This window comes from Saccharospirillum sp. (assembly GCF_039982735.1).
Classification (GTDB): Bacteria; Pseudomonadota; Gammaproteobacteria; order Pseudomonadales; family Natronospirillaceae; genus Saccharospirillum.
Genome location: NZ_JBDWXV010000011.1, coordinates 650,494 through 663,623 on the forward strand (window position 1 = coordinate 650,494; position 13,130 = coordinate 663,623).

General features: G+C 55.7%; 10 protein-coding genes. 1 reads left to right on the plus strand and 9 read right to left on the minus strand.

The window, feature by feature from the left end; genetic code table 11:
• Positions 1–103 precede the first annotated feature (103 nt).
• The 9 genes from sucD to sdhC form a co-directional block, all read right to left on the minus strand.
• Positions 104–976, minus strand: coding sequence for a succinate--CoA ligase subunit alpha (sucD, locus tag ABJT94_RS11330; protein WP_127555422.1), 873 nt, complete (start codon positions 974–976; stop codon positions 104–106).
• Positions 973–2,142 carry an ADP-forming succinate--CoA ligase subunit beta gene (sucC, locus tag ABJT94_RS11335; RefSeq protein ID WP_127555423.1) on the minus strand — a complete coding sequence of 390 codons (1,170 nt, stop codon included), beginning with the start codon at positions 2,140–2,142 and terminating at the stop codon, positions 973–975. Before sucC ends, sucD begins: the two co-directional genes overlap by 4 nt.
• 124 nt (positions 2,143–2,266) lie before the next feature.
• Complete coding sequence (gene lpdA / locus ABJT94_RS11340; RefSeq protein WP_348475220.1) at positions 2,267–3,706, minus strand: dihydrolipoyl dehydrogenase; 1,440 nt, start codon at positions 3,704–3,706, stop codon at positions 2,267–2,269.
• A gap of 103 nt (positions 3,707–3,809) precedes the next feature.
• Positions 3,810–5,096, minus strand: a complete 1,287-nt coding sequence (gene odhB, locus ABJT94_RS11345) for a 2-oxoglutarate dehydrogenase complex dihydrolipoyllysine-residue succinyltransferase (protein ID WP_213677875.1) — start codon at positions 5,094–5,096, stop codon at positions 3,810–3,812.
• A gap of 30 nt (positions 5,097–5,126) precedes the next feature.
• Positions 5,127–7,970, minus strand: coding sequence for a 2-oxoglutarate dehydrogenase E1 component (locus tag ABJT94_RS11350; protein WP_348475218.1), 2,844 nt, complete (start codon positions 7,968–7,970; stop codon positions 5,127–5,129).
• Positions 7,971–8,178: 208 nt separating this feature from the next.
• Positions 8,179–8,886: a succinate dehydrogenase iron-sulfur subunit gene (locus ABJT94_RS11355; protein WP_127555427.1), complete on the minus strand. Its 708-nt coding sequence runs from the start codon at positions 8,884–8,886 to the stop codon at positions 8,179–8,181.
• 9 nt (positions 8,887–8,895) lie between these two features.
• Positions 8,896–10,668, minus strand: a complete 1,773-nt coding sequence (gene sdhA, locus ABJT94_RS11360; RefSeq protein ID WP_348475216.1) for a succinate dehydrogenase flavoprotein subunit — start codon at positions 10,666–10,668, stop codon at positions 8,896–8,898.
• Between the two features lie 3 nt (positions 10,669–10,671).
• Positions 10,672–11,007 carry a succinate dehydrogenase, hydrophobic membrane anchor protein gene (sdhD, locus tag ABJT94_RS11365; protein WP_342662965.1) on the minus strand — a complete coding sequence of 112 codons (336 nt, stop codon included), beginning with the start codon at positions 11,005–11,007 and terminating at the stop codon, positions 10,672–10,674.
• A 5-nt stretch (positions 11,008–11,012) separates the two neighbouring features.
• Positions 11,013–11,387, minus strand: coding sequence for a succinate dehydrogenase, cytochrome b556 subunit (sdhC, locus tag ABJT94_RS11370; protein ID WP_348475214.1), 375 nt, complete (start codon positions 11,385–11,387; stop codon positions 11,013–11,015).
• A gap of 453 nt (positions 11,388–11,840) precedes the next feature.
• On the opposite strand from sdhC, the gene gltA reads away from it, so the two are divergent.
• Positions 11,841–13,118, plus strand: coding sequence for a citrate synthase (gene gltA, locus ABJT94_RS11375; RefSeq protein WP_348475213.1), 1,278 nt, complete (start codon positions 11,841–11,843; stop codon positions 13,116–13,118).
• Positions 13,119–13,130: the final 12 nt, after the last annotated feature.

Consider the following 13,130-nt stretch of genomic DNA (forward strand, 5'->3'; position numbering starts at 1 on the left):
CCTAACAGCCCCTGCCTGACTGCCGACTTATTCTCACCCAATAAAAAAGGCAGCCTCAGCTGCCTTTATCAAAACGTCGCGTCAGATTGCGATCGTCAGGTGCTTACCAGCCGGTGACTTCTTTCAAAGCGTCACCAATCTGCGCCAGAGAGCGAACGGTTTTAACACCGGCGTCTTCCAGGGCAGCAAACTTCTCGTCCGCCGTACCCTTGCCACCGGCAATGATGGCGCCCGCATGGCCCATGCGCTTGCCTGCAGGGGCAGTCACACCGGCAATGTAGGAGACGACTGGCTTGGAAACATTGGCTTTAATATAAGCCGCGGCTTCTTCTTCAGCTGTACCGCCAATCTCGCCAATCATCACGATGGCTTCGGTTGCCGGGTCTTTCTCGAACATTTCCAGAATGTCGATGAAGTTTGAACCCGGAATCGGATCGCCACCGATGCCCACACAGGTAGACTGACCAAAGCCATGGTCAGTGGTCTGCTTAACGGCTTCATAGGTCAGGGTACCGGAACGCGATACGATGCCCACTTTACCTGGCTTGTGAATGTGACCAGGCATGATGCCGATTTTGCATTCTCCCGGAGTGATCACGCCCGGGCAGTTCGGGCCAATCATACGCACACCTTTGCGGTCGACGTACTCTTTGGCAACCAGCATGTCCAGCGTCGGGATGCCTTCGGTGATGCACACCACCAGCTCAACACCGCTGTCGGCTGCTTCGATGATGGCGTCGAGGCAAAACGGTGCGGGTACGTAGATCACGGAGGCAGTGGCGCCTGTTGCTTCTACCGCTTCACGAGCGGTGTTGAATACAGGCAGGCCCAGGTGCGTGGTGCCGCCTTTGCCCGGCGATACACCGCCGACCATTTGCGTGCCGTACTCAATCGCCTGTTCACTGTGGAAGGTGCCCTGTGAACCGGTAAAGCCCTGGCAAATTACCTTGGTGTTCTTATCGATCAATACGCTCATGCTGCACCTCCGGCTGCTTGTACCACTTTCTCGGCAGCGTCAGTCAGCGAAGTGGCCGCTATGATGTTCAGGCCACTTTCGGCCAGTTTCTGTGTGCCCAGTTCAGCGTTGTTGCCTTCAAGACGAACAACAACCGGTACTTTCACGCCGACTTCTTCTACCGCGCCGATGATGCCTTCAGCAATCATGTCGCAACGCACAATGCCGCCGAAGATGTTGACCAGAACCGCCTTGACCGAGGTATCGGACAGGATGATCTTGAACGCTTCAGCAACGCGCTCTTTGGTCGCGCCACCGCCTACGTCAAGGAAGTTGGCAGGCTGGCCACCGTGCAATTTCACGATGTCCATGGTGCCCATCGCCAGGCCAGCACCGTTGACCATGCAACCGATGTTGCCGTCCAGTGCAACGTAGTTCAGTTCCCAGGCTGAGGCTTGCGCTTCGCGCTCGTCTTCCTGTGAAGGGTCGCGCATGTCGGAGATTTGCTTCTGACGGAACAGAGCATTGCTGTCGACACCGATTTTGGCATCGAGGCAGTGCAGGTTGCCTTCGTCGGTGATGACCAGCGGGTTTACTTCGATCAGCGCCAGGTCTTTATCGACGAACAGCTTCGCCAGACCCAGGAAGATTTTGGTGAACTGCTTAACCTGCTCGCCCTTCAGGCCGAGCTGGAATGCCACGTCACGCGCCTGGAAAGGCTGAGCGCCGACCAGAGGATCGACAACAACGCGCAGAATTTTCTCGGGCGTTTCTTCGGCGACCGTTTCGATGTCCATGCCACCTTCGGTCGATGCCATGAAAACAACGCGACGGCTACCACGGTCGACAACGGCACTGAGGTACAGTTCGTTAGCGATGTCGGTGCAGGTTTCAACCAGAATCTTGCTGACTGGCTGGCCTTTTTCATCGGTCTGGAAGGTAACCAGATTCTGACCCAGCCACTTTTCAGCGAAGGCGCGAATCTCGTCATCGGTTTTGACCAGCTTTACGCCGCCAGCCTTGCCCCGGCCACCCGCGTGTACCTGAGCCTTGACCACCCACATGTTACCCCCGATTTTCTTGGCGGCAGCAACCGCTTCATCAGGCGTATCACAGGCATAGCCATCGGATACAGGCAGACCGTACTCTTTGAACAGCTGCTTCGATTGATACTCGTGTAGGTTCATCGTTCTTTCCGTTCTGTGAACTCGAGTGTTTGGGAGAATTTTTTGTTCTAGTGGGTTTCACCCGCAAGGCACTCTGATTAGCGAATAAAGAAACCGGGAGCAATCTCCCGGTAACTTTCTATAATCAACGCTTTTTGCGATTGACCTTGTGAATTGCCATATTATCTACAGCCAATGCTGCTTCGTGCACCGCTTCCGAGTTAGTCGGGTGAGCGAAGCAGGTCAGCTGCAAGTCTTCAGCGCTGGAGGCAAACTCCATCGCAATCACGCCCTGAGCGATCATTTCTGACGCGCCCGACGCGAAAATATGCATGCCCAGAATACGGTCGGTCTTTGCATCGGCGATGATCTTGACCTGGCCGTCGGTGGCATTTTGCGCCATGGCACGACCGATGGCCGCCATGGAGAAAGAACCCACTTTGTAGTCGGCGCCATCTGATTTCAGTTGCTCTTCGGTCTTGCCGACCCAGGCAATTTCAGGGTGGGTATAGATGACATTCGGAATGGTGTCGTAGTTCATCTGGGCGTTATGGCCGGCGATGATTTCTGCCACCATGATGCCCTCTTCCGAGCCTTTGTGAGCCAGCATCGGGCCGCGAACCACGTCGCCGATGGCGTAAACACCCGGTACGGTGGAACGGCACTGGTCATCAACCTGAACAAAACCACGCTCGTCGAGAGAAACGCCGCAGCCCTTGTCGAGGCAGCCTTCGGTGTAAGGCCGACGGCCTACCGCAACGATCAGTTTGTCGAAGGTTTCTTTTTTCTCGCCTTCGCTGTCTTCAAAGGTTACTTCTACCTTGTTCTTCTTCACCTCAGAACCGGTAACGCGCGCGCCAAGGCGAACATCAAGGCCGGCTTTCTTGGTGAAAAACTTGAAGGCGTCTTTGGCAATAGCCTGATCGGCAGCCGGCAGGAAGGTATCCATGGCTTCCAGAACAACCACCTCGGAGCCCAGGCGTTTCCAGACCGAGCCCAGCTCCAGACCAATAACACCGGCGCCAATAACACCCAAGCGCTTGGGCACTGACGAAAACTCCAGAGCACCTTCAGAATCGACAATGGTGTCGCCGTTGGTTGGCGTTGGTGGAATCTCGATCGGGATGGAGCCCGTCGCAAGAATGACGTTCTTGCCTTCCAGCGTTTCTGTTTTGCCATCGTGCAAGGTCACTTCCACAACCTTGTTGGCCTTGAGCATCCCCTTGCCTTCGAAGGCAGTAACGCCGTTGCCTTTTAACAAGCCAGCAACACCGCCGGTCAGTTTGCCAACGATGTCTTCCTTACGCTTGACCATGGCCTTGACGTCGACCTTGAGGTCTTTCAGGCCAATACCATGAAGTTCAAAATCATGCTGCGCTTCGTGAAACTTCTCAGACGATTCGAGCAAGGCCTTCGACGGAATGCAACCGACGTTCAGGCAGGTGCCACCGTAAGACGGTTTTTCATCTTTGGTCAGCCACTTTTCGACGATGGCTGTTTTCAGACCCAGTTGCGCAGCCTTGATGGCCGCGACATAGCCGCCCGGTCCTGAACCGATAACCACTACATCAAATTGTTGTGCCATATTCTCTGACCCTTCTATTAACTGTTAGCGATGGCAGCAGCATTACTGCTGCCCTTTCGAATCCTGTTCCTTTACGCGCCTGTTCGTTGACCGAAGGCTGGCATTACAGCTCGAGCAGAATACGCGCCGGATCTTCCAGCATGTCTTTAATGGCAACCAGATACTGTACCGCTTCTTTGCCATCGATCAGTCGGTGGTCATAGGACAACGCCAGGTACATCATCGGCAGAACCTTCACTTCACCGTTCACCGCCATAGGACGTTCCTGAATCTTGTGCATACCCAAAATGGCAGTTTGTGGCGGATTCAGAATAGGCGTCGACAACAGAGAACCAAAAACACCCCCGTTGGTGATGGTAAAAGTACCACCCTGCATGTCTTCCAGACCGAGCTTGCCAGACTGTGCACGAGAACCGAAATCGCGAATGGTGCTCTCGATGGTCGCCAGACTCATCTGCTCGGTATCGCGCAGAACCGGGACAACCAGACCACGGTCACTGGATACAGCCACACCGATATCGTAGTAGCCGTGATACACAATGTCGTCACCATCAATAGAAGCATTGACGTCCGGGAAGCGACGCAGTGCTTCGGTTGCCGCCTTAACAAAGAAGGACATGAACCCAAGACGCGTACCATTGTGGGCGTTCTGGAATTCTTCTTTGTACTTGGCGCGCAGATCCATGATGGGCTTCATGTTGACTTCGTTGAACGTCGTCAGCATGGCGGTGCTGTTTTTCGCTTCCAGCAACCGCTCGGCCACCCGCTTGCGCAACCGGGTCATCGGAACGCGCTTTTCAGAACGCTCGCCCGGCTGAGTTGCCACACCCGCAGAGGACGTACTCTGACTTTGCGGCATCATCCCAGGCATGCTGTTCGATGGTGCTTCAGCCGGGCTAGACTTGGTGTTGCTTTCAACGGCATTAACCACATCTTCTTTGGTGATGCGTCCACCTTTGCCCGTGCCGGTGATGTCCTGGGCACTGAGATTATGATCGTCGGCCAGGCGGCGTGCGGCCGGGCTCATGGCCGCGTCCGCATCGCCCTGTCCTGCGCTTGAAGACGACGACGCCTCTTCTTTTTTCGAGGCGTCTTTCGAGTCATCTTTCTTGGCTGTGTCTTTTTCTTTCGAGTCGGCATCACCGCCGCCAGCGCCCGCTTCGAAATAGCCAATCACTTCCTGGCTTTCAACGGTGTCGCCTTCGTTTTTGGTGATTTCCTTGATCGCGCCGTCAGCCGGTGCAACGACTTCCAGTACGACTTTGTCAGTCTCAATGTCGACGATCAGCTCATCACGCGAAACAGCCTCACCCGGCTGTTTGTGCCAGGTAGCAACGGTGCCGTCAGCGACGGACTCTGGAAACTGGGGAGCTTTAATTTCTGTAGCCATGTAGTGGGTCCTTAGTCGGTTAGCCGTCGATCATTGATCAAGCAAAATTGCTTCATTAAGGAATTTTTCAAGCTGTTCAAGGTGCAATGCCATATACCCGGCTGCCGGTGACGCCGATGCTTCACGTCCGGCATAGCTCAGGTGCAGTTTCGGGTTAACCCGTTGCAACGCCTTGCGCATGTGGTGCTGGCTGGAATACCAGGCGCCCTGATTCATGGGCTCCTCCTGACTCCAGATCACCTCTTTTAGCTTGGGGTATGCCAGAAGGATTTCGTACAACCGGTCTTCCGGGAAGGGGTACAACTGCTCGATCCGGATGATGGCAACGTGATTGGCGGATTCCTTGGCGCGCTTCTCGGTCAGGTCGTAGTAGACCTTGCCGGAGCACAGCACGACCCGGGTCACTTTCTTCGGATCAATGCTGCTGTCGGCTTCCGGCAGTACCGTCTGGAAGCTGCCATTGGCCAGTTCTTCCAGGCTGGAGACGGCGTCTTTGTGGCGCAACAGGCTCTTCGGAGACATCACCACCAACGGCTTGCGCAGGTTCCGCCGAGCCTGACGACGCAGCATGTGGAATACCTGAGCCGGTGTGGTCGGCATGCATACCTGAATGTTCTGCTCGGCGCACATTTGCAGGAAGCGCTCGAGCCGAGCGGATGAATGCTCAGGCCCCTGCCCTTCATAGCCATGTGGCAACAGCATCACCAGGCCACAGAGACGCCCCCATTTGTGTTCACCGGAGGTAATGAACTGGTCAATCACCACCTGCGCACCATTGGCGAAGTCACCAAACTGGGCTTCCCAGATCACCAGGGAGTTGGGCGTTGTGGTTGAATAACCGTACTCGAAGGCCACTACCGCTTCTTCAGACAGAAACGAATCGAACACTTCAAAGCTCGGCTGATCATCCGACAGGTGAGCCAGCGGCGTGTAGGTACTGCCGTCTTTCTGATTGTGCAAGACCGCATGGCGGTGAACAAAAGTACCCCGGCCGGAATCCTGCCCGGTCATCCGTACCGGATGACCGTCTTTTATCAGCGTCGCGTAGGCGAGCATTTCAGCCATGCCCCAGTTAATGGGCAAGGCACCCTTGGCCATCTTGGCCCGGTCTTCCAGAATCTTGTTGACCTGACGCTGCAGCGGAAAACCCTCTGGCAGGGTGTTCATCTGGTTAGCCAGATCCTGCAGGTCTTTCAACGGGTAGCTGGAGTCGTAATCATCGACTACCGGCTGGTTCAGGTAGGGTGACCAGTCGACAAACAGCGTCTTGTTCGGCTCTTTGACCAGTGACTTGACCACGTGCTCGCCGTTGTCGAGCAGATCCCGGTATTCATCGGCCATTGCCTTGGCGTCTGCTTCGGTAATGACTTCCTGTTCGATCAGGGATTCGATGTACAGCGCCAGCGATGTTTTGCGGCTGCGAATTGCCTGGTACATCATCGGCTGGGTCATCGCCGGCTCGTCGGCCTCGTTGTGGCCGCGGCGACGGTAACAGACCAGGTCGATCACTACGTCTTTCTTGAACTGCTGACGGTAATCGACGGCCACCTGGGTCGCAAACACTACCGCTTCGGGGTCATCGCCGTTGACGTGCAGGATCGGCGCCTGAACCATCTTGGCGATGTCGGTGCAGTACTCGGTCGAACGCGCATCCTCGCGCTTCGACGTGGTGAACCCGACCTGGTTGTTGATGATGATATGAACGGTCCCACCGGTATTGAACGCCCGGGTCTGGGACATCTGGAAGGTTTCCATCACCACGCCCTGGCCAGCAAAGGCGGCGTCACCGTGGATATTGACCGGCACCACCTGATCTCTGGTGTTGTCCTTGCGGCGATCCTGACGGGCACGAACCGAGCCTTCTACCACCGGAGACACAATCTCCAGGTGAGATGGGTTAAAGGCCAGCGCCAGATGCACTTCGCCACCCTCGGTCATCACATTCGACGAAAAGCCCTGGTGGTACTTAACATCACCGGACCCCTGATCAAGGAACGACTTGCCTTCAAATTCCTGGAACAGTTCAGACGGGTTCTTGCCCAGAATATTGACCAGCATGTTCAAACGGCCGCGGTGGGCCATGCCGATCACAATTTCCTTGGCACCGTAGCTGCCGCTGCGCTGAATCAGCTCATCCATCAGCGGGACCAGTGTTTCGCCGCCTTCAAGCCCGAACCGCTTGGTACCGGGGTACTTGGAGCCGAGGAATTTTTCCAACCCTTCCGAGGCCGTCAGCCGCTCAAGAATATGCTTTCGCGCTTGCGGCGAGTAATCGGGCTTGGAGCGAACCGACTCGATGCGCTGTTCTATCCAGCGACGTTCTGCGGTGTCGACAATATGGGTGAATTCGGTGCCAATGGATGAGCAATAGGTCTGTTCCAACGCATTGACGATGTCTTTCAGTGGTGCCTCTGACTTGCCAATATAGAGGTTGCCACACTGAAAAATCGTGTCTTCGTCAGCCGCAGAAAGCCCGTGGTATTGCAATTCCAGGTCCGGAACGTCGCCGCGAATGGCAATGCCGAGCGGATCCAGCTTGGCTTTCTGATGTCCACGGAACCTATAGGCCGTTGCAAGTTGATGGACCTGCACCTGCTTGCGCTCGTGCTCAGTGACGATGCTGGGAGCGAGTGTACTAGCCGCGACGTTGCGGGATTTGCCGAGAAGCAGGAAATGATCGCGAACCGGCGCATGAGGCGTGTCGGTCGTGACTTTATCGTTAATGTTGGGGAGTTTGTCGAACACCGCGCGCCATTGCTCGGTGACGGAATTGGGGTCAGCCAGATAGGCTTCGAACATTTCATCAAGGTAGGCTTGGTTACCGCCCGATAGATGGGATGTAGACCAAAGTTCCTCCATGGTGCCGTTTTGCATTGCTTGAACCCTGTTTGTTCAATACCGCGGAGAATAATGATGCCAGAAGACATCGGCTCAATTTTCATCACTCAAATGCGCCCGGCCGACCCGAAAAACAACCAGCTGATCGCAAAACGCCCCGGTATCTGTCGATACCGGGGTTCAACCGCAGAGTGAAGCGGCTGCTACTTAGCCATCACTTAACGTAATCGCCTATAAACAGTGATCAGGTCGCGTTGGCCAACAGCATAGACCGGATATGACCGATCGCACGCGTTGGGTTCAACCCTTTGGGGCACACACTGACACAATTCATGATACCACGGCAACGGAAGACACTGAACGGATCGTCCAGTTCTGCCAGACGATCCGCAGTAGCGGTATCGCGGCTGTCTGCCAGAAAGCGGTAGGCTTGCAGCAAACCTGCCGGGCCGACAAATTTGTCCGGGTTCCACCAAAACGACGGACAGGAGGTTGAACAGCAGGCGCAAAGAATGCACTCGTAGAGGCCGTCGAGCTTTTCCCGGTCTTCCGGGCTTTGCAGCCGCTCAATGGCGGGTGCCGGCTGATCGTTGATCAGGAAAGGCTTGATTTTCTCGTACTGCTTGTAGAAAACACTCATGTCGACCACCAGGTCACGAATGACCGGCAGGCCCGGCAACGGGCGCACGACCAGTTTGTCGCGACCGCCCTTCACTTCGGACAGGGGCGTAATGCAGCCCAGGCCATTCTTGCCATTGATGTTCAAACCGTCTGAGCCGCAGACACCTTCACGGCAGGAGCGGCGATAGGATACAGAGGGGTCCTGTTCTTTCACCAGATTCAGAACATCGAGAACCATCAGATCCTTGTCTGCAGGGACATTGATGTCGTAATCCTGCATGTAGGGCTTCTTGTCGGTTTCCGGATTGTAGCGATACAGGCTGACTTTCATACAACGCTCCTAGTAAGTCCGGATTTTAGGCTGGAAGGTATCAACGGTCTTCGGTGTGAAGTTCACCGCCCGCTTGCTGATCACTTTCTCGCCTGGCTTGAAGATGGAATGGCACAGCCAGTTTTCGTCGTCGCGCTCCTGATAATCTTCGCGGGCATGGGCACCGCGGCTCTCAGTTCGCTGTTCGGCCGACACCGCAGTTGCCTCGGCGACTTCCAGCAGGTTGGCCAGCTCGAGGGCTTCTATGCGTGCTGTGTTGAAGGCACGGCTCTTGTCGTCGAGACCAATATTGGCCACGCGCTCGCGAATCTCGGCCAGCTTGGCCAGGCCTTCGCCCATGCTCTTGCCTTCGCGGAACACGCCGAAGTGCAGTTGCATGCAGTTCTGCAGGTCTTTTTTGACGTCGGCCACTTTTTCGGTGCCCTTGCCATTCTCCAGTGCATCCAGTCGCGCCATGGCACGCTCGATATCCGCCTGAGTGGCAGCACTGGTTTCAAAGCCTTCACGCAAGGTTTTCTCGATCTGCATACCGGCAGAACGACCGAAGACCACCAGATCCAGCAGGGAGTTGCCGCCCAGACGATTAGCCCCGTGAACCGAAACACAAGCGGCTTCGCCACAGGCGTAGAGACCGTCAATGACGTGGTCTTTGCCGTAGGCATCTACGGTCAGAGCCTGGCCGCCGATGTTGGTCGGAATACCGCCCATCATATAGTGGCAGGTCGGCACCACTGGAATGGGTTCCTTGGCCGGGTCAACGTGAGCAAAGGTTTTGGACAGCTCGACAATGCCAGGCAGGCGGCTTTGGAGCAGCTCTTCACCCAGGTGGTCGAGTTTCAGGAAGACGTGATCGCCCTCCGGGCCGCCCCCGCGTCCTTCCAGCAATTCCAGAATCATTGACCGCGCAACAACGTCACGACCGGCCAGGTCTTTGGCGTTCGGCGCATAGCGTTCCATAAACCGCTCGCCGTCTTTGTTGATCAGGTAGCCCCCCTCACCCCGGCACCCTTCGGTTACCAGAGTACCGGCGCCGTAAATACCGGTTGGGTGGAACTGCCACATTTCCATATCCTGCACCGGGAAGCCCGCGCGCAATGCCATGCCAATGCCGTCGCCGGTATTGATCAAAGCGTTGGTGGTGGAGGCATAGATGCGCCCTGCACCGCCGGTCGCCAGAACCGTGGCCTTGGACTGAATATGCACGGTTTCACCCGTTTCGATATCAATCGCCACCACACCGACAACGGCGTTGCTGTCGTTGGTGACCAGGTCGACGGCATACCATTCGTTCAGAAAGCTGGTACCTGCCTTCAGATTGCCCTGATAAAGCGTGTGCAACAGCGCATGACCGGTACGGTCGGCCGCAGCACAGGTACGAGAAGCCTGGCCGCCTTCGCCAAAGTTCTTGGACTGCCCACCAAAGGGGCGCTGGTAGATGCGGCCATTTTCAAAACGTGAAAACGGCAGCCCCATATGATCGAGCTCGAACACAGCCTGAGGGCCCACTGAACACATGTATTCAATCGCGTCCTGGTCGCCGATGTAATCGGAACCTTTGACGGTGTCATACATGTGCCAGCGCCAGTCATCATCCGGATCGGCACTGGCGATGGCGCAGGTGATGCCACCCTGGGCCGATACCGTGTGAGAACGGGTTGGGAAAACTTTGGAGATTACCGCCGTGTTCAATCCGGATTCGGCCAGCTGCAACGCCGCCCGCAGGCCCGAACCACCGCCACCAACCACGATGGCGTCATATGTCATTGTCTTGATGTTAGCCATGCTTTATACACCCCATACAGCGGTAACACCGGTAACCAGGTAAACAAAAGCGGTTACAGCGATCACACATAAAAAGAAGAAGCGAACCCAGGTGTTTTTCAGGTAATCGGTCGCGACGGTCCACATGCCGATCCAGATATGGCCGACCAGAGCCAGCAATGTGGCCAGCGTGAACAGTTTGACCCAGAACAAGGAGAAGAGGTGTTCCCATTCGTCATAACCCAGGTCCGGGTTGGCGAAGAACACACCAAGAATGAAGAGTGTATAGAGTGCCAGCAGAACCGCTGAGACACGTTGCACCAGCCAGTCAGAAAGGCCGCTACGGGTTAGATTCGTCACACTTTTTACCATACCCAAATCCCCATCAACACGATCACAACGACAGTCAGGACCAGGGTGATTTTGGCCGCCAGCGGCCCCCCTTCCTTCGTTTCAGCGAAACCGGCGTCCATGATCAGGTGCTTGATGCCGGCAAAGAGGTGGTAGATGACCAGAGACAAAATGCCCCAGGTAATCAGCTTGGCGAGTGGGTGGGTCATGACGGCAACTGTCTGGTCAAACCCCTGACGGGACTCGAGGCTCAGACTTAAAGCCCAGACTAGAAAGCCCACGGCGACAAACAGCATGACGCCGGTGATTCGGTGCAGAATCGACGCTATGGCGGTGATCGGCATTTGGATCGTCGCCAGATCGAGGTTTTTCGGTCGGTGATCTTTCACGGCAGTACACTCTTCTTATGGTGCGAACCCCTGAACCGGGGTGTTTGGAGTTGTTGGACAATTAAGCCCAACCCCGAAATGCGGCGGAATTATAGAGACCGTCGAACACAATTACAAATGAACACTCCCGTGATCAGCCCGCCTGATCCGGGATTCATTAGCGGTCGCTATTGTATCGATTGATAAAAGGTTTCCACTTCGACTTTAGGGGGAGACATCGTTTTTTGCGTTCAAGCCGTAAGACTGAAGTCAAATTGACAATCCCGACCAAGGCTCTATAGTTGGCCCCGATTTTAAACTCTGAGTCACAACTGTATCATCCGGCGTTGCTTTGAGGGCACTTATTTGCTGGCAATGCACGTCGCACGGGGCCTGCCCTACAGGCCCAACACGAGTTCACCCCATCCTGCGCCGATACTCCGGCGCCCAACACTGCTTTGAAGAGGAGGCCTCATGACTGACAAGACAGCCAAGTTGGTCATCGAAGGACGCGACCCGATTGAATTGCCGATTTACTCCGGCACGCTGGGTCAGGATGTTGTAGACGTGCGGTCGCTGACCGCTCACGGCCTGTTCACCTATGATCCGGGCTTTGTCTCAACCGCGTCCTGCGAATCTGAAATCACCTATATCGATGGTGATAAAGGTGTCTTACTGCACCGGGGCTACCCTATCGATCAGTTGGCCGAGAATGCCGACTATCTGGATGTCTGCTACCTGTTGTTGTATGGAGATCTGCCAGATAACACCCAGAAAGGCGAGTTCAAGAACATCATCATGCACCACACCATGGTGCACGAGCAGATGCATGTGTTTTTCCAGGGGTTCCGCCGTGACTCCCACCCCATGGCGATCATGGTTGGCGTGGTTGGGGCCCTATCGGCCTTTTATCACGATTCGCTCGACATCAGCAACGATCACCATCGTGAAGTCGCTGCGCACCGTCTGATTTCCAAAATGCCGACGCTGGCGGCCATGACCTACAAGTACTCAATGGGTCAGCCATTCATGTACCCGCGGAACGATCTGTCCTATGGTGGCAACTTTCTGCACATGATGTTCAGCACACCGGCCGAGGAATATACCGTGAACCCCGTCCTGGCGCGGGCCATGGACAAGATTTTCACTCTCCATGCCGATCACGAGCAAAACGCCTCAACGTCAACGGTGCGGCTGGCCGGCTCATCCGGTGCCAACCCGTTCGCCTGCATTGCCGCCGGCATAGCAGCGCTCTGGGGGCCAGCACACGGCGGCGCCAACGAGGCGGTGCTGAACATGCTCGAAGAGATTGGTGATGAAGCCAACATCGAAGAGTACATCAAGCGCGCCAAAGACAAGGACGATCCGTTCCGTCTGATGGGCTTTGGCCATCGGGTCTACAAGAACTACGACCCACGCGCCAAGGTGATGAAAGCCACGTGCGATGAAGTGCTTGGCGAGCTGGGCATCAACAACGATCCGTTGCTGAAAATCGCCATGCGTCTGGAAAAAATTGCGCTGGAGGACCCCTACTTCGTCGAGAAGAAGCTCTACCCCAACGTCGATTTCTATTCAGGCATCATCTTCAAGGCGCTCGGCATCCCGAACGACATGTTCACGGTTTTGTTCGCAGTTGGCCGCACGCCGGGCTGGATTGCCCATTGGAAAGAGATGATCAGTGGCAGCTACCGCATTGGACGGCCCCGTCAGCTCTACAAGGGCCACACCCAGCGGGACTTTCCCAAAAGCTGAGCGTTCCTTCAC

What these genes read in the sequence shown, in the direction of transcription:
- sucD (WP_127555422.1), bottom strand. Translation starts at nt 976, where the DNA reads ATGAGCGTATTGATCGATAAGAACACCAAGGTAATTTGCCAGGGCTTT.
- sucC (WP_127555423.1), bottom strand. Translation starts at nt 2,142, where the DNA reads ATGAACCTACACGAGTATCAATCGAAGCAGCTGTTCAAAGAGTACGGT.
- lpdA (WP_348475220.1), bottom strand. Translation starts at nt 3,706, where the DNA reads ATGGCACAACAATTTGATGTAGTGGTTATCGGTTCAGGACCGGGCGGC.
- odhB (WP_213677875.1), bottom strand. Translation starts at nt 5,096, where the DNA reads ATGGCTACAGAAATTAAAGCTCCCCAGTTTCCAGAGTCCGTCGCTGAC.
- ABJT94_RS11350 (WP_348475218.1), bottom strand. Translation starts at nt 7,970, where the DNA reads ATGCAAAACGGCACCATGGAGGAACTTTGGTCTACATCCCATCTATCG.
- ABJT94_RS11355 (WP_127555427.1), bottom strand. Translation starts at nt 8,886, where the DNA reads ATGAAAGTCAGCCTGTATCGCTACAATCCGGAAACCGACAAGAAGCCC.
- sdhA (WP_348475216.1), bottom strand. Translation starts at nt 10,668, where the DNA reads ATGGCTAACATCAAGACAATGACATATGACGCCATCGTGGTTGGTGGC.
- gltA (WP_348475213.1), top strand. Translation starts at nt 11,841, where the DNA reads ATGACTGACAAGACAGCCAAGTTGGTCATCGAAGGACGCGACCCGATT.